17 protein-coding genes are annotated in these 16,256 nt (G+C 63.3%); 6 read left to right on the forward strand and 11 right to left on the reverse strand.

Annotation, left to right across the window (positions count from 1 at the left end; translation table 11 throughout):
• Window positions 1-108: 108 nt before the first annotated feature.
• The gene (locus tag DBV08_RS13220; RefSeq protein ID WP_007733810.1) at window positions 109-1,338 is read right to left on the reverse strand and encodes an acyl-CoA dehydrogenase family protein; all 1,230 of its coding nucleotides are present in this window, start codon (window positions 1,336-1,338) and stop codon (window positions 109-111) included.
• A gap of 91 nt (window positions 1,339-1,429) precedes the next feature.
• The gene (locus DBV08_RS13225; protein ID WP_124567697.1) at window positions 1,430-2,731 is read right to left on the reverse strand and encodes an esterase family protein; all 1,302 of its coding nucleotides are present in this window, start codon (window positions 2,729-2,731) and stop codon (window positions 1,430-1,432) included.
• 69 nt (window positions 2,732-2,800) lie between these two features.
• Between DBV08_RS13225 and DBV08_RS13230 the strand changes: the two genes are divergently transcribed.
• Window positions 2,801-3,412 (forward strand): phosphoribosylanthranilate isomerase, encoded by a 612-nt coding sequence (locus tag DBV08_RS13230; protein ID WP_124567698.1) that lies wholly within the window; start codon window positions 2,801-2,803, stop codon window positions 3,410-3,412.
• On the opposite strand, the gene DBV08_RS13235 is transcribed toward DBV08_RS13230, so the two are convergent.
• Window positions 3,400-4,311 (reverse strand): hypothetical protein, encoded by a 912-nt coding sequence (locus DBV08_RS13235; protein ID WP_124567699.1) that lies wholly within the window; start codon window positions 4,309-4,311, stop codon window positions 3,400-3,402. The two genes, DBV08_RS13230 and DBV08_RS13235, sit on opposite strands and share 13 nt — an antisense overlap.
• Before the next feature lie 247 nt (window positions 4,312-4,558).
• Here DBV08_RS13235 and DBV08_RS13240 point away from each other — a divergent pair, with 247 nt between their 5' ends.
• The gene (locus DBV08_RS13240; protein WP_124567700.1) at window positions 4,559-5,332 is read left to right on the forward strand and encodes an SDR family oxidoreductase; all 774 of its coding nucleotides are present in this window, start codon (window positions 4,559-4,561) and stop codon (window positions 5,330-5,332) included.
• A 31-nt stretch (window positions 5,333-5,363) separates the two neighbouring features.
• On the opposite strand, the gene DBV08_RS13245 is transcribed toward DBV08_RS13240, so the two are convergent.
• Together DBV08_RS13245 and DBV08_RS13250 are read right to left on the reverse strand one after the other, a co-directional pair.
• Complete coding sequence (locus DBV08_RS13245; RefSeq protein ID WP_095968657.1) at window positions 5,364-5,795, reverse strand: nuclear transport factor 2 family protein; 432 nt, start codon at window positions 5,793-5,795, stop codon at window positions 5,364-5,366.
• Window positions 5,792-6,715, reverse strand: coding sequence for an alpha/beta fold hydrolase (locus DBV08_RS13250; protein WP_124567701.1), 924 nt, complete (start codon window positions 6,713-6,715; stop codon window positions 5,792-5,794). Before DBV08_RS13250 ends, DBV08_RS13245 begins: the two co-directional genes overlap by 4 nt.
• 111 nt (window positions 6,716-6,826) lie before the next feature.
• On the opposite strand from DBV08_RS13250, the gene DBV08_RS13255 reads away from it, so the two are divergent.
• On the forward strand, window positions 6,827-7,828 hold the full coding sequence (locus tag DBV08_RS13255) for an NADP-dependent oxidoreductase (protein WP_095968655.1): 1,002 nt from the start codon (window positions 6,827-6,829) through the stop codon (window positions 7,826-7,828).
• Window positions 7,829-7,882: 54 nt separating this feature from the next.
• On the opposite strand, the gene DBV08_RS13260 is transcribed toward DBV08_RS13255, so the two are convergent.
• Both DBV08_RS13260 and DBV08_RS13265 read right to left on the reverse strand, forming a co-directional pair.
• Window positions 7,883-9,031, reverse strand: coding sequence for a CaiB/BaiF CoA-transferase family protein (locus tag DBV08_RS13260; RefSeq protein WP_124567702.1), 1,149 nt, complete (start codon window positions 9,029-9,031; stop codon window positions 7,883-7,885).
• Window positions 9,028-10,200, reverse strand: a complete 1,173-nt coding sequence (locus tag DBV08_RS13265) for an acyl-CoA dehydrogenase family protein (protein WP_124567703.1) — start codon at window positions 10,198-10,200, stop codon at window positions 9,028-9,030. Before DBV08_RS13265 ends, DBV08_RS13260 begins: the two co-directional genes overlap by 4 nt.
• Before the next feature lie 125 nt (window positions 10,201-10,325).
• On the opposite strand from DBV08_RS13265, the gene DBV08_RS13270 reads away from it, so the two are divergent.
• Window positions 10,326-11,390 carry a LacI family DNA-binding transcriptional regulator gene (locus tag DBV08_RS13270; protein ID WP_095968653.1) on the forward strand — a complete coding sequence of 355 codons (1,065 nt, stop codon included), beginning with the start codon at window positions 10,326-10,328 and terminating at the stop codon, window positions 11,388-11,390.
• Between the two features lie 39 nt (window positions 11,391-11,429).
• On the opposite strand, the gene DBV08_RS13275 is transcribed toward DBV08_RS13270, so the two are convergent.
• From DBV08_RS13275 to DBV08_RS13285, 3 genes are read right to left on the reverse strand one after another with little or no spacing between them, the layout of a single operon-like run.
• Window positions 11,430-11,981 carry an SRPBCC family protein gene (locus DBV08_RS13275; RefSeq protein WP_124567704.1) on the reverse strand — a complete coding sequence of 184 codons (552 nt, stop codon included), beginning with the start codon at window positions 11,979-11,981 and terminating at the stop codon, window positions 11,430-11,432.
• A gap of 43 nt (window positions 11,982-12,024) precedes the next feature.
• On the reverse strand, window positions 12,025-12,678 hold the full coding sequence (locus DBV08_RS13280) for an alpha/beta fold hydrolase (protein WP_124567705.1): 654 nt from the start codon (window positions 12,676-12,678) through the stop codon (window positions 12,025-12,027).
• A complete protein-coding gene (locus tag DBV08_RS13285; RefSeq protein ID WP_124567706.1) occupies window positions 12,675-13,439 on the reverse strand; it encodes an MBL fold metallo-hydrolase in 765 nt (254 codons plus the stop codon). Before DBV08_RS13285 ends, DBV08_RS13280 begins: the two co-directional genes overlap by 4 nt.
• A gap of 19 nt (window positions 13,440-13,458) precedes the next feature.
• On the opposite strand from DBV08_RS13285, the gene DBV08_RS13290 reads away from it, so the two are divergent.
• The gene (locus DBV08_RS13290) at window positions 13,459-14,583 is read left to right on the forward strand and encodes an alpha/beta hydrolase (RefSeq protein WP_260395558.1); all 1,125 of its coding nucleotides are present in this window, start codon (window positions 13,459-13,461) and stop codon (window positions 14,581-14,583) included.
• Here DBV08_RS13290 and DBV08_RS13295 read toward each other — a convergent pair.
• Window positions 14,519-15,109, reverse strand: coding sequence for a TetR/AcrR family transcriptional regulator (locus tag DBV08_RS13295; RefSeq protein ID WP_124567707.1), 591 nt, complete (start codon window positions 15,107-15,109; stop codon window positions 14,519-14,521). The two genes, DBV08_RS13290 and DBV08_RS13295, sit on opposite strands and share 65 nt — an antisense overlap.
• A 130-nt stretch (window positions 15,110-15,239) precedes the next feature.
• Here DBV08_RS13295 and DBV08_RS13300 point away from each other — a divergent pair, with 130 nt between their 5' ends.
• On the forward strand, window positions 15,240-16,244 hold the full coding sequence (locus DBV08_RS13300; RefSeq protein ID WP_124567708.1) for a patatin-like phospholipase family protein: 1,005 nt from the start codon (window positions 15,240-15,242) through the stop codon (window positions 16,242-16,244).
• The last annotated feature ends 12 nt before the right edge of the window (window positions 16,245-16,256 follow it).

A 16,256-nucleotide genomic window follows, 5' to 3' on the forward strand; every position in this document is an offset into this window, starting at 1 on the left:
TCTGACGCATTCATTACCGACTCCGATCCGTCGGCGCGGTGTCGCCGACCGCAGCAAGACTATCTGGTTCCTGCTGCGGTCGGACGCCACGCGGCGACGTCCCGGGTTTCAGCCCAGAAGCCCCTTGGCGATATGGGTGACCTGAATTTCGTTGCTGCCCGCATAGATCATGAGCGACTTGGCATCACGCGCCAACTGCTCCACTCGGTACTCGGCCATGTAACCATTTCCTCCGAACAGTTGCACGGCTTCCATCGCGACCTCGGTCGCTGCGCGCGAGGAGTACAGCTTCATCGCCGATGCCTCCGCCAGGCTCACCTTGTCTCCGGCCGCGGTACGTTCGATCGCGTTGAAGACCATGTTCTGCACGTTGATTCGAGCGACCTCCATCTCGGCCAGCTTGAGCTGGATGAGCTGGAACTGCCCGATCTCACGTCCCCACAGTTTGCGGGACTTCGCGTATTCGATACTCAGGCGGTGGCATTCGTTGATGATGCCGAGAGACAGGGACGCGATGCCGATGCGCTCGGCGGCAAAACTCTCCTTGGCGCTGGACTTTCCGTCCGACTTTCCGCTGTCCTCGGTCTCGCCGAGCAGACGATCCTTGGTGATGCGGACGTTGTCGAAGAACAATTCACCGGTGGGTGAGGAGTTCATTCCCATCTTCTTGAACGGCGGGCTCTGCGTGAGCCCCTCCATGCCTTTGTCGAGAATGAAGGCGAGCACCTTGCGGTCACGACGATCAACCGACGCGTCGCCCTCGTCGAGCTTTGCGTAGACGATCATCACGTCGGCATACGGACCGTTGGTGATGAAGGTCTTGTTGCCGTTGAGAATGTAGTCGTCGCCGTCGCGGCGTACGTAGGACTTCATGCCGCCGAAGGCATCCGAGCCGGAGTCCGGTTCGGTGATCGCCCAGGCGCCGACGGTTTCGAATGTCACCAGGCCGGGGAGCCAGCGTTCCTTCTGCGCGAGTGTGCCGCGACTGCGGATCGTTCCAGCGGCCAATCCGAGGCTGACGCCCAACGACGCGACGAGGCCGAGACTGACTCCGGCCAACTCGCTGTTGAGCACGACGCCCATGCTGCCTGCGCCGCTGAAGGCGCTCGACTTCTCACCGTCACCGGAGGGCGCATCGCCGCGCTCGCGTGCCAACGACTTCTCGAGGCCCTCGCGTGCCATGTCGGCCAGACCGAAGGTCGAGTACAGCTTGCGAATGATGTCGAACGGCGGCAGCGCACCACTTTCGAGCTCGTCGACGTGAGGTCGCACCTCTTTGTCGATAAAGCCGCGCAAGGCGTCGCGGAACATCAGGTCGGTGTCGGACCATTCGTACATGTGCCTGAACTCCAGTCGGTGAACGATCGAGAGACTGCCGAACGGCAGCCACACACCGAATATAGAACACGTTCCAAAACCGGAACAGGATTCAGCTGATCAGTCCCATCCGCTGTGAGATCCACGCCAACTCCTGCTCGACGCCGGCCGACCACACCGAAAAGCTGTGACCACCGGGAAGCTCGAGATACCTGGCGTCCATTCCGGCCGCTTTGGCCGCTTCGTACACCTTTTGCTGACCGGGCTTGAACTCGTTGTCATCTGTTCCGACGACGAACACTCCGCCCGAGTTCGGGAACTTCCGGGTCGCCAGCAGGTCCATCGGATTCACCTTCACGAATGCCGCTTCGTCACCCCCGAATATCTCGTCGACGGTTCGCTGTCGGTCACCGAGTGAGGGCTCCACCTGACCGGAAAGATCGAGGAAGGTCGGATACACGTCGGGGTAGTTGGTGGCCATCTGCAGTGAGCAGGTACCGCCGTAAGAGAGCCCGCCGATGGCCCACGCCCTCGGGTTCGTGTCGATCTGGAACGCATTCGCCACCGCAGCGGGCAAGTCCTTTGCCAGATACGTGCCGACCTTGCCCTGCGACGAGTCGGTGCACAGCGGATTGGCCATCTGCGATCCTGTTCCGTCGGCGATGACTACGACCGGAGCCAACCCCTCGTGATCCCGGGCGAAAGCATCCATTGTCGCGGTGAGCTTTCCGCCCTGAAGCCAGTCCTCGGGCTTGCCGGGCTGACCTGCCATGAGCACGAGCACGGGAAGTAGCGGACGCGGATTGGTGAAGTACGACGGCGGCAGATACACCTGGGCATCGCGTGCGGAGAATCCCGAAATCGTTCCGGGGACAGGCAAAGTCGTGACGCGTCCGCGAATCGGCATGCCTTCCGGCGCTTTCCACACAGTGTCCGTAGGATCGCCGGTGACGACAGGATCCGTCGGACCCGGAACTTCGCTGAGTGAAATGCGGTCGAAATCGTCGTGTCCGAACGCAATTCCCACAGTCGGGTAGGCCGCGAAGACCAGATTGATCTGCGTCGCGGCGGTAACGATGACCAGAACGGTCGCAACGACGGACAACACCGCCTTCGCGATCGTTCCGCCCGCCTTGATTCGCGGCCCGAGAAGTAGCAGCGCGTAGATACCGAGACCGATCCACACGTAGATCGACATCTCGATGGGGTCAGGGAACGGCACGATCACCTTTTCGACGGTGATCCACACGGCGATCATGATCACCAGTGCGATCAGCCCCGCGATCGGCACCGCTCTGCGGTAGTACCAGCGCACGCTCGAACCGAGCAGCCACACACCACCCAGGACCCCAAGGACAGTCAGGATCACCGGCAGCGGTCCCGAGATCAAACTGATTCGGTAGAGCCAGTCCACGTCAAGCCTCTCGCGCGTAGAAATGTCGCACGCACGAGGCTAGACGACGACGCTAGTACTCTGTATCAGGTGACATTCATCAAGGTCTGTGGCCTGCGCGACGTTGACACGGTCGACCTCACGGTGGGCCTGGGCGTCGATGCCGTCGGTTTCGTCTTCGCCGAGAGCGTCCGCAAAGTCGACCCCGCGCTCGCCGTCGAACTGATCGCCCGAATTCCCGATCACATCCGGGCAATCGGAGTCTTTCTCGGCAACCCGATCGATCAGATCCTCGAGATCGCCCAGATCACCGGGCTACGTACCGTACAGGTTCACGATCTTGTCGACGCCGAGCAAGTGCAGCGACTGCACGACGCCGGACTCACCGTCATCCGCGCTGTCGTCTCCAGCAAGGTCCGCGACGGCTACAACCTCGACCTCGGTGAGGATGAACTCTTGATCGACGGCGCCGACGCCGGATCCGGGGTGCCGTGGAACTGGGCCCAACAGCAATCGCGTCCCCACGGCCAGTGGATCCTGGCAGGCGGCCTGTCCCCGGACAACGTGCGCGACGCACTGGACGCCACCGGCGCCTGGGGCGTCGACGTCTCCAGCGGCGTCGAATCGTCTCGCGGCATCAAGGACCACGCTTTGATCGAGAAGTTCGTCAGCGCTGTCAGGCAGGCCGATCACTCGAAGTAGGACGCGTAGTCAGCGAACGCGATCTGGCCGGTGGGGCTCGCCTTCACGGCGTCGGCAACGGCCGACGGAATGGGAGCCCAGTGTGCAGGCATCGCCGCTGCCAGTGACGGCTTCAAGATGTAGAGCAGAGCGAAGTTCACTATCCAGAGCGGCGGCGCCATCGACATGCCGACCTCCGAACTCACATCGCCTTTGGTGTTGGTCACCAGCTGCGCCTGTCCCGAGATCTGTTGCGCTGCAAATCCGTAGATCGCTTGCACCGTGTATGCCGACTGATAGAGCGCAATCAGAGTGTGCGTCGCACCGTTGTTGCGTAACCAGGTGCCCACGAAACCACCAGGGGCGATCAGCGTATTCACCTGTCGCGTCGGCGCATCCGCGTTGGCCGGACTCTCCAGCAATCCGTCGGGATTCACATACAACCCGTAACTGGCCAGAACCGACGACGTAGTGCCCGAATAGAGGGGCCGCCCGTTCGTATTGGTGAGAATCCGAGCGCATTCGTCGATCACCTCGGCATCCTCGCGATTGCCGCCGATCCCACCGCCGGTGATGAGATCGCGATACTGCTCCTCGGTCAAAGCGTCGGAACTGTCGAGTCCGATCTGCGCGGCAATCTCGTGCGCCACCTGCTGACCCAGCGGCTGGTTGAGCTGATCCGGACTGGTCATCTGTGTGGGCGCGACGCTCTCGTAGCCCGGCGCCCCCGCAAAGGGGATCACGAACCCGGTATCGACCGTCTCTGCGACCGGTTGAGCGCCGGCCATCCGAGTGGTGCCAAACGAAAGTACGCACACCCCAACCAAAGCCAGTACCGTGAGGGCACCCCGAGGCAACCGTGCCCCGCGTCGACAGCCGTGACCTGAGAACTCCCTGCCTGCAATCCCCTTGCCGCGCATAGGTCAACCTCCCGGGACACAGTCGGGTGAATCAACTCGAGCTTGTATCTCAGTCAAACGCTGTGACCAGCGCCGTGTCAAGACACGTGCCAGGTCGAGGGGCCGACGGCACACGCTCTCCCGATACAGTGGTCCTTCCAACGGTCCTTCCAACTGAAGTGATCCCACCCGCGGTTGACCGCTCGAGCTGTGCGCGTCAGGTGCAGGAAGTCCCGCGACAGCTACAGAAAGTCTCTGGAGGCGAGCAGTGTCTGACAAGCGCGGGACCGTGTTGATCACCGGCGTCGGCCGGAGCAAGTCGATCGGAGCAAGCCTCGCAGTGGGTCTCGCCGAAGATGGTTGGGATCTGACGATCGGCTACTGGGCGCCGTATGACGAACGCGTCGGGTTCGTTCGCGGAGCGCACGATCCACAGGACATTGCCGAGAAGTGTCGCGCACTCGGGAGCCGTGTCGACCTGGTTCCCGGAGATCTGGCCTCGCCGGACGTGGCCGGTCAGCTCGTTGACGCTGCCGCATCGCGAAATAACCTTCGTGGACTGGTGCTCTCGCATTGCGAAAGCGTCGACAGCTCGATCCTCGATACGACCATCGAGAGCTGGGAACGGCATTTCGCCGTCAATGCCCGCGCCTCCTGGCTTCTGATCAAAGCGTTCGCCGAACACCTTCCGGAGCAGCGCGACGTCGGTCAGGTGACCGGGCGGATCATCGCACTCACCAGCGACCATGCGGCCCATAATCTTCCGTACGGCGCCAGCAAGGGCGCTCTCGACCGCATCGTCATCGCCGCCGCAGTCGAACTGGGATCACGCGGCGTAAGGGCAAACGTCATCAACCCAGGACCGATCGACACAGGATGGATGACACCGGAGATCAAACAGGCCACAACCCTCCACACCCCTGCCGGCCGGCTGGGTACACCCGGCGACACTGCAGACCTCGTCCGATTTCTGATGTCCGACGCCGGAGGCTGGATAACAGGACAACTCCTTCACTCCAACGGCGGATTCAGCACGAGTTGAGCAGGCAGACCCGGCCCGCGCCGGACTCAGGTCAGGCCTTGTAGTTCGGTAACGTCTGCCCGAGCCTGCGGCCCATCTCGGCAGCCAATGCGGCGAGCCCGCTGGCCGGACGCACCATGACCTCGAAATCGACGATCTTGCCGTCCTCGTCGAATTCGACCATGTCGATCCCCTTGAGGCTCTTGTCTCCGATGTTCGCGCTGAATTCGAGCACGACCTGCCGCCCGTTGGCTCCGGCGAACTGTCGGTGGTACTCGAAGTTCTCGAACACCTGGATCACCGTATTGAGAATGAGCACAACGGCGTCCGCGGACTGGTACGGCTTGAATCCCGTGGGCGATCGGAACTGTGCGTCGGGCGCGACGATGGTAGGCAGCGCCGACAGATCACCGGTGTCGATCATGGTGTGCCACAACTTCAGTGCAGCTTCGACTTTCGGTTCGAGCGTCAATTCCGTGCTCATGCTTCCACCCTTTCCTCAACGTTACCTACCGCTTGATTTACCGGCACTCGACTTGCAACGGCCCACGCACTCAACACAGTTCGCACCCCGGTCACGAGTTGCAACGGCTGATCGATCATGACGTGATGGCCGGCTTCCGGTATCTCCGCCACGATGGCCTCCGGCCCGAACAATCCGCGCATGTGCTCCATGAGTCGATCGGACACGATACCGTTCTCGGCTCGGAAATAGGCTACGCGGCAACGTGGTTCACTGTCGAGAACATCTTCGGCACCCACTCGGAGAAAGAAGTTCGGATCGAACTTCCACGACCAACCGCCCTCGACTTCCTCCATCGACGTAGCTGCCACATGGTCACGCACCGCCGGCAGTCCCGAATCCTGCGGCGGAACGAAGCGGAATCGACCCATCGCGTCTTCCCTGGTGGGATAAACCTTCTTGGGGCCGAAGGCATTCTGGCGTCGAGCCGCCTCCTCTTCGGGCGTACGCGCCTTGAGCGGAGAATCGATGATGACAACCCCGTCCAACAGTTCGCCGTGCAGATGCGAGGCCACGAAAGAAACAATCCCACCCATACTGTGCCCCACCAGAATCGGCTTGCCGTCGATTCCCCCGGCCTCGGCCGCCGCCAGCACCTCGCGAGCCCACTGGGACATCGCATAGGCGTCGCGAGTGTCACTGTCGCCGTGTCCAGTCAAGTCGAGAGCGACAACGCGGCGCCCCTCGGCGAACTGCGGCGCGATGTGATCCCACCAGCGACTGTGGGCTGCGCCGCCGTGAATCAACACGATCCCCGGCCCCGCCGACCCCCACGCCCGAAAGTGCACCGAAGCGCCCTCGACCTCCACCGACCCCGTCTCGACCGGCGCTTCCAGCGCCCGAGTGAACCAACCAGGCGCGTCTTCGACCACATTGCTCATCGATCGAACATACATAGTCGTCAATCGGTTCATCCAACTCTTCCCAGTTCGTGATCCATCACCTATATTGAATCCGGCCTCAAGTTCAATTCGTTTCGCCGAAGGGGAGAGATGACCAACCGCCAAGTACGCCTCGCCGCCCGCCCGACAGGACTTCCCGACGCTTCCACCTGGGAATACGTCGATGCCGAGATCCCGTCCGCCGGACCGGGCGAGTTTGTCGTCAAGGTCGAATACCTCTCCCTGGACCCCGCGATGCGCGGTTGGCTCAACGACGTCAAGTCGTACGTTCCGCCGGTCAAGCTCGGTTCCGTCATGCGCGCCCACGGCGTCGGACGCATCACCGAATCACAGCACCCCGATTACCAGGTCGGGGACATCGTGGCCGGATCGTTCGGCGCCTCCGAGTACGGAGTGTCCGACGGCACAGATGTCACTCGGGTCGACGAATCCATCGCTCCCCTGCCGACGTGGCTCGGAGCTCTCGGATTCCCCGGCGTCACTGCATATTTCGGATTGCTCGACGTCGGAAAGCTGAAAGACGGTGACACCGTAGTCGTGTCCGGCGCCGCGGGTGCAGTCGGCAGTCTCGTCGGCCAGATCGCAAAGATCCACGGGTGCAAGGTCATCGGTATCGCCGGCGGTCCGGAAAAGTGCGCGTGGCTCACCGAGGACCTCGGCTTCGACGTCGCCATCGACTACAAGAACGAATCCGTCTACAAGGCGCTCAAGTCCAATGCTCCCGACGGTATCGACGTGTACTTCGACAACGTCGGCGGAGAAATTCTCGACGCCGCTCTCTCCCGTCTGCGTCTCGGCGCTCGGGTGGTCATCTGCGGCGCCATCGCGGGCTACAACGCCACCGAACCTCAGCCAGGCCCCGCGCACTACCTGTCACTTCTCGTCAACCGCGCCACGATGGCCGGCTTCGTGGTCTTCGATTACCTCGATCGCTACGCAGAAGCGCAGGAGCAGATCGGAAAGTGGATCAAGAGTGGCGAATTGACTGCTCGCGAGCACGTCGTCGACGGCGGTATCGACGCGTTCGGTGACAGCCTCAATCTTCTCTTCGCCGGCGCGAACACCGGAAAGCTGGTCCTGAAGGTCAGCTGAGTCAGCCACACACGCAGATCGGCCACCGGTATTCCGGTGACCGATCTACGTGTGTCAACCGACTCCGGACGGAGTGGGAACGCTGTCCTCACCCAACCGCGGTGGGGCGGACCGATAGGTTGCCGGCGTGCCGCTCATCCGAATCGGATTGGCTACCTGCCGAGTCGGTGCCTCGCGCCGCGGATCGTCGATGGATACCACCGGATCGAGATTCAGCCGTTCTGCCAGCTCTATCGCGTCGGCGATGTCGTTGAGAGGCCCACACGGGACACCGCGCTCGGTCAGTGCCTCGAACCACGAGTCTGCAGTGCCCTTGGCCAACGCAGCAGTGACAGCGTCGAACAGTTCTTCTCGATGCGCAACCCGGTCGCTGTTGGACGAGAAACGCGCATCAGCGGCAAGTTCGGAAACTCCGAGAACCTCTGTCAACGAACCGAATTGCCGATCGTTACCGACAGCGAGGACCAGCGGACGGTCCGCGGTGTCGAACACCTCGTATGGTGCGATGCTCGGATGCCGGTTGCCCATTGCCTGGGGCACCACGCCCGCGGCCACGTAGCCGGACGACTGGTTGGCAAGTGCGGACAGCAACGAGGACAACAGGTTGACCTCGACGTGCTGCCCTTCGCCCGTTCGATCGCGATGGCGCAGCGCTGCAAGGATTCCCACGCTGGCATGCAAGCCGGTGATGACGTCGACCACTGCGACTCCGACCTTGGTCGGAGTCTTGGAATCGGGTCCGGTGATACTCATCAATCCGCCGACCGCCTGAATCAAGAGGTCGTAACCCGGCAGAGAATTATTGCCACCGAAGCCGCTGATCGAGCAGTAGACCGCACGCGGATTCATTTCTCGGACAGCGTCGTAGCCCAGACCCAGACGGTCCATCGTTCCCGGCAGGAAGTTCTGCACCACGACGTCCGCACTGCGAACCAGCTCGCGTGCACTCTCCAGATCCTCGCGCTCGCGCAGGTCCAGAGTGACCGACTTCTTGTTGCGGTTCACCGACAGGAAGTAGCTCGACTCGTCCCCCACCCACGGCGGGCCCCAGCTGCGAGTGTCGTCGCCGACCCCCGGCCGCTCGATCTTGACGACCTCGGCACCGAGGTCGGCGAGAATCATCGTGGCGTACGGGCCGGCGAGGACGCGGCCGAAATCAGCGATCACCAGCCCGTCGAGCGCTCCGACAGCGTCTACCGTCACCGGAACGCTTCTTCACCGGTGAGAGCGCGACCGATCACGAGCTGGTGAACCTCGGAGGTGCCCTCGTAGGTGAGAACGGATTCGAGGTTGTTGGCGTGCCGAATCACGGGGTACTCGAGCGTGATGCCGTTGGCGCCCAGAATGGTTCGGCATTCACGGGCGATCTTGATGGCCTCGCGGACATTGTTGAGCTTGCCGGTGCTGACCTGCTCGGGGCGAACCGTCCCGGCGTCCTTGAGACGTCCGAGGTGGATGGCGAGCAGCTGCCCCTTGCCCAATTCGACTGCCATGTCGGCGATCTTGGCCTGGGTGATCTGATACGCGGCGAGCGACTTGTCGAAGACCTTGCGATCACGTGCATACGAGATCGCGGTCTCGAGGCAGTCACGTGCTGCACCCATTGCCCCGAAGATGATGCCGAAGCGCGCCTCGTTGAGGCAGCCGAGCGGGCCGGACAGTCCGCGAGCCTTGGGCAGCATCGCCGAGGCAGGCAGACGCACGTCTTCGAGCACCAGCTCCGAGGTGACCGACGCCCGGAGCGACATCTTGTTCTTGATCTCGGGGGCGGAGAAGCCCGGAGTGTCGGTGGGAACGACAAATCCGCGTACGCCGTCGTCTGTTCGCGCCCAGACCACGGCGACGTCCGCGATGGACCCGTTGGTGATCCACATCTTGGTGCCGTTGAGGACCCAGTCGTCGCCGTCGCGCTTGGCGTTGGTTCGCATACCGCCGGGGTTGGATCCGAAATCGGGTTCCGTGAGACCGAAGCAACCGATGGCTTCACCGGCCGCCATCCGCGGGAGCCATTCTTCCTTCTGCTCTTCACTTCCGTTGTGGTGGATCGCGAACATGGCGAGCGAACCCTGGACCGAGACGAGGCTGCGAATGCCCGAATCGACAGCTTCCAGTTCCTGGCAGGCCAACCCGTACGCCGTGGCGCTCATCCCGGCACAGCCGTAGCCCTCGAGGTGCATGCCCAGTACGCCGAGCGCGCCCAGTTCCTTGGCCAGCTCACGAGCCGGCAGTGCTGCCGCTTCGAACCATTCGCCTACGTGCGGGCGAATGCGATCGTCGACCATTTTGCGGACCGTGTCGCGGATCGCGATCTCTTCGGCGTCCAGCAGGGTGTCGATGGCAAAAAGCTCGGACAGGGACTGCGGCGTGGTCACGGGGCCTCCGGTGTTCTCGGGCGCAATCCTTTGCGAGAACGATTGCGCAATCGTTTGCATCGCCTAGAGTAGAGCCCGGTTGCACACCCGTCAATCCCCGACGCACACCAGGAGCCCCGACGCAGATGACGCCCGATCCGTCGAACCGCAGCAACGGCCGTCCGCCGACGCTGCGCGAAATCGCCGACCAGGCCGGGGTCCACATCTCGACGGCGTCGCGGGTACTCCGTCAGCCCGAGCCCGCCGACGGTTGGTCCGACTCCGCACTCCGAGTTCGTCAGGTCGCCGAGGAGCTCGGTTACCAACCGAACCTGTGGGCGGCCAGCCTGCGTACCCGCAAGACCACCACCATCGGCGTCGTGATGCCGAGGCTGACGGACGTCGTTGTGGCCACCATGTTCCAAGGCATCGAGGAAGCCGCCACCGCAGCCGGGTACTCCGTCCTGCTTTCCAGCCCACCCGACGATCTGGACGCGCAGCGCAAAGCGGTCGAGTTCCTCGTCAGCCGCCAGGTCGACGGTCTCATGCTGAGCAGCATCCACCTTCCGGGTACAGATTTCGTCGACTCGCTCCCCCTGCGCTCACTGCCGATCCTGCTGCTGAACCGGCACATCGACCCGGCGACGTCGTCGCCGAACAGCAGCCTTCCCTTTGTCAGCGGCGACGACCGCCTCGGCGGCTACCTCGCGGGGAAGCATCTGCTGGACTGCGGCTATCGCGACCTCGGAGTGATCGCGGGGCCGGATCACGCCAGCACGTCGCGGGAACGCGTCGCGGGTTTCCGCGACGCCCTGACCGAAGCCGGTCTGGAACTGCCACCGAACCGAATAGTGGCGTCCGAGTTCGAAGTTCAAGGGGGTGTCGATGCGGCGGCCACACTGCTCAGCGGGAACACGCGCCCTGACGCCGTCTTCACGGTGAGCGACACCATCGCGATCGGCGTACTCGGTGTGGCCCGTGATCTCGGGTTGAGCATTCCCGACGATCTTGCCCTGGTCGGCTACAACGACATTCCCGTTGTCTCCCAACTCCCGGTGCCACTGACGACGGTGAGGTCCCCCGCCCACAAGATCGGCGCGACCGGGCTCGAACACCTGCTCGCACTGATCGCCGGCAGGAACGTCGAATCCGTCAAACTGCCCGTCGAACTGATCGTGCGAGCTTCCACCAGAAAGCTCTCCGCTCGGTAGCCTGCCGTTGAGAGGCCGCCGCTCGAGAACTCTGAGCAGCTACCAGACCTGAGATTCGTCGATACCCAAGCGTCGCGCATAGCCCGAGTTGAGCGCGTCCCAACCGTACTCGCGCGCCCGTTCACCCACGACCGGACCGAAGGGCTCGCCTGCCAGAAAGGCATCGAGTACGTCGAAGCACAAATGCCACCCCGCCGCGAGCGCCGATGCCATCCCCTCAGCCCGCGACCTCTGCGTCAGTACAACGCGGGTACCGCCCTCGACCGAGGTCAGGTCCCACACCAATTCGTCCGGGCCCCACTCGTGTTCGAGCCGCCGGGCGGTCTCCACGACGTGAACGGTGACGGGCAGCGACATCTCGGGAGCCCCGTCCTCGGTGAGCATGGTGATCACGGCGTCGCCCGTACGGCTCAGATTCCGATCGGCGGTGTACGGCGTCCACTGCGCCAACATCTCCGGATCGGTGATCGCCTCCCACACCTTCTCGACGGGATACGGCAGCACCCGAGGAAAGCTGACGACTGTGTCGTCGCCGTCGATGCTCACCGTGACGTCGGACAGGGCACTTGGCTGATACTGCTGGGCACTCATGGTTCGATCTCACCAGGAACCACCGACACGGGCAACCGGCGAGTCAACGTCCGAGCGTGAACAGTTCTGTTGCTGCGGCGACTGTCTGTTCAACCACCGGAAACTTCACCACCGACAGGTCGTGCCGAGCTCCCTCGAACTCCACCAGAGCCGTCACTGCGGGAATCAGGTCGAGCGCTGCCCGCATCTCCTCAGTCGTCGCGAACTCGTCCTTCGATCCGTGGACGACAACGGTCGGCGTGTTCAAGTCGGGCAGGTGTTCGGTTCTGAGCTTCTCGGGCTTCTTCGGAGGATGCAGCGGATAGGACAACAGCACCAGGCCGTCGACAAGTCCTGGATTCTCCGACGCCAGCATCGACGCCTGCCGCCCACCGTACGAATGTCCGCCGAGCAGAACGGGTCCAGGCACCGAGTCGTCCTTGCGAACAGCGGCAATCACCTCGGCAATGCCCGCGCGATCCTCCGCAGCACGCGACGGGTGTGGCGGGCCCGAAGCTCGACGCACCCGAAACGCGAGATCGAATCGCAGGACTTGCACTCCCGCCTCTGCAAAGCCGTCGGCAACAGCGCGCAACAGCACAGTGTCGCAGTTACTTCCCGCGCCGTGAGTCAGTGCAAGCGTGGCGATCGGCGCAGAAGCAGGCCGATGCAGGAAACCGTGCACCGCACCTTCGTCGACCGTTTCGACGGTACTCATGGACGCATCCTTGTCCGGCCCGCTCGGGCCTGTTCGACTGCGGCAGCCATGCTGCCCTCGTAGACCGGCCCGTGTCCGGGAAACAGCGCACCGGCAGGTGCCGCGGCGATGTTGTCCAACGCCTCGTCGGTCGCTTCACGGTCATGATTGAAGGGGCACACAAGAAACTGTGGTCCGGCGACGCTCGACGTCGCATGTCCGGTCACCAGAGCGTCACCCGACGCGATGACGCCTGCGTCAGGAACAAGGTAAGCGCTGTGGCCGTCGGTATGCCCGTGGGTGGGAATCGGCACGATCCGTCCGGGAACATCCAAAGCACCACCGGACGCAAAGGCCTGTGCCTGAGGCAGTTCCGCACCTTTCAACGCGCCGACTCCGATCACGTCGCGAAGCCACTTCGGAGCACCTCGCCGCCACAACAGCAACGGAACTCCGGCCGGCGACAACTGTTGCAGATACTCCCGCTTCGCATGAGGAACTTCCGACGGATCCATCAGAACCGGAACCTCGAGCCTGGTCACGATGTCCGCGATTCCGCCGATGTGATCGACATGCGCGTGAGTGACCAGGATTGCCCGCACATCCCCGAGCTGGTGACCGATCTGCTCGATCGAGCGTTCGACGTCGGCACCGTTGGCCGGGTATCCGCCGTCGATCAACGTCAGATCGGCCCCCTCTTCGACCAGTACCCAATTGGCGTGACCGCACCGAACCAGATGTGTGTTCTCGATCTGCGTGATCGACAGTGCCGCAGTAGTCATGCTTGGTAGTCTGCGCCACGTGTCGGAATCCGTGAAGCAGGCCAGCAGCCGCAGCATTCGAGATCGCGCCGAAGCATCCTTGGTGGCAGCCGCATTCGCGCTGCCCAGCGCGGTGAAACGTCGAATCACCGGACCACCCGTCATCATCGAGGGCAACACGCTCGACGCCGACGCACACCTGCTGCTCACGCTCGCGAAGACGCGGCCGCTGCCCTCGCATTCAACCGATCCCCGGTCACTCGCCGCTGCTCGCACCAATCTCACCCGAACGGCGATCATGATGGGTGGCCGACCCGCTCCGGTCCACACCGAAGAGATTTCCGTTTCGGGCGCCGACGGCCCGCTTCGCGCCCGGCTCTACGTTCCGACCGCCGACACCGGCGCTCTGCTCGTCTACTTCCACGGCGGCGGCTGGGTACAGGGCAGCATCGAATCCCACGATGCTCCGTGCCGCCTGTTGGCCGAGACCTCCGGCGCACGGGTCATCTCGGTCGACTACCGGCTCTCACCCGAATTCGCTTTCCCCACACCAGTACACGACGCCTATGCCGCATACCTCGACATCGTCGAACGCGCCGACGAGTTCGGCGCAGACCCGAGGCGCATCGCTGTCGGCGGCGACAGCGCGGGTGGGCACCTGTCGGCAACGGTGGCGCTGCGTGCCCGCGACGACGGCAAGACCTCACCGGCAGCGCAGCTGTTGATCTACCCCGCTACCGACTTTCACGAGAAGGCGCCGTCGAGAACGACGTTCGGCGAAGGCTTCTTCCTGACCGAGGCCAACATGAACTTCTACGAGTCCAGTTTCCTCGGCACCGATGCCGATCGACTCGATCCGATGGTGTCGCCGCTACGCGCCCCCGACGTGGCCGGACTGCCGCCGGCCATCGTGATCACGGCGGGATTCGATCCACTCCGAGACGAAGGCGAAGCCTACGCAGCTCGATTGCGCGACAACGGTGTTCACGTGACGGATCGACGCTATCCCGGATTCATCCACGGCTTCGTCAACGTTCTGGGACCGAGCGCCGGTTCGCGCGCCGCCGTCGCCGAGATCGGCGGGATGCTGCGCGTTCTACTCACCCACCCAGCAAAATCTCCCGCAACGTATCCACCAGTGGGTCAACAGGAAGCTCGGGACTGATCGCACGCTGTAGCCCCAAACCGATTCCGACGCTGAGTATGCGCAGTGCCGCCGCGTTCGGGTCCAGTGTCGGCGTCACACCGTTGGACTCGGCAAGATGTTGCACCACTCCGCCGATCAATCCGCGCACCTGATCGGCGCCTGTCGCGATCTTCTCGCGGATCTCTTCGCTGTGCCGCGACCGCACCGAGAACTCGACTTCGAGCAACGTCCATCTCTTGTCCCCGATGGTCCGCTCGGCCCACCTCGCGAACTCTGCCACCGCGTCGTCGAGCGTCGAGTTCGCTCCGAGTTGTGAGGTGATCTCACCGACCTTGGTCAACCGGATGCGGCCGAGCACTTCGGCGCACAACTCGTCTTTGTTCTTGAAGTTCGAGTACACCGCACCCTTGGAATAGCCGGCATCCTCGGCGATCTGATCGAGCGATGCGGCAGCGTACCCGCGGTCGAGAAAATGTTCGACGGCCGTAGCCAACAAGGTCTCGCGGGTCAACGCCTGCGCTTCCTGCCTGGTCAATCGCGCCATCGGAACCTCCTCATGGTTCTGAGTATCGAGATTCCAACGGTAGCCGAATACCGAAGTTTCGCCGCACGTGCACTCCGGGCAAGCAGATTTGGGGTACCCACGTTATTCAGATACTGATAGTCTCCGAAATATGACTTCAGAAGTGACCGGCACCACCGCACCCGGGTCCGGACGAAACAGCGCGCCGAAACGCGGCTTGGCAATCGGATGCGGCGGCACTCTCGGCTTCGCCTGGACCGTTGCTGCCCTAGCCTCGGTTCGGGATGCACTCGACTGGGATCCCAGGGAAGCCACAGCCATCATCGGAACGTCGGCCGGAGCCGAGTTCGTGACGATGCTCGGCAGCGGAGTCGGCGTCGACGAGCTGGTAGCCATGCAACTCGGAGACCCCTCCGCCCGTCCCGAACTCCTCGCCCACATAGCGTCGGCACCCGGGAAAGTCCCACCGCTACCGCGCTTGGGGATCGGAAATCCACGACTGGTGGCGCGTCGAGATCTTCCCTTTCTGAGCCGGATGAGCGGCATTGCACCGGTGGGTGGCGGTGACCCGTCCTGGCTCACCACGCTCGCCGAATCTCTTGCCCCTGGCGATGCGTGGCTCCCACATCCGTGTGCGCACATGGTATCCATGGACTACAAAACGGGGCGAAGAGTCGCATTCGGAGCGCAGGGGGCCCCGAAAGCGACCGTCGGTGAAGCGCTTCGAGCGTCGTGGGCGATTCCCGGCTGGTTCCCACCCGTCACCATCGGCGGCGTCAGGTACATCGACGGCGGCGCCGCATCCACCGCTTCGGTTGACCTCCTGGTCCCTCTCGAGCTGGACGAGCTGGTTGTACTGGCGCCCATGGCATCTCGAACCCTGAAGCCCGCACGGGGTGCCGCCCGCATCGAACGCGGCGCCCTCCGCAACTCCATGTCCGAAGGTCTCGATCGCGAGATCGATCTGGTGCGCGCTGCGGGCACCAGGGTCTTGCGAATCGATGCCACCGACGACGATCTTGCCGTCATGGGCGCCAACTTCATGGACAGTCGACGGCGGCTCGCGACCTTCGAATCATCGCTGCGTACGACACGTGCGAGCGTGAAGCGCGAACTCGATATGCACCCGTTCCACACCACCCGCTCCCACCAGTGAAAGCGCAGTCTC

The sequence above is a fragment of the Rhodococcus sp. KBW08 genome (genome assembly GCF_003852455.1).
Lineage (GTDB): Bacteria > Actinomycetota > Actinomycetes > Mycobacteriales > Mycobacteriaceae > Rhodococcus_F > Rhodococcus_F baikonurensis.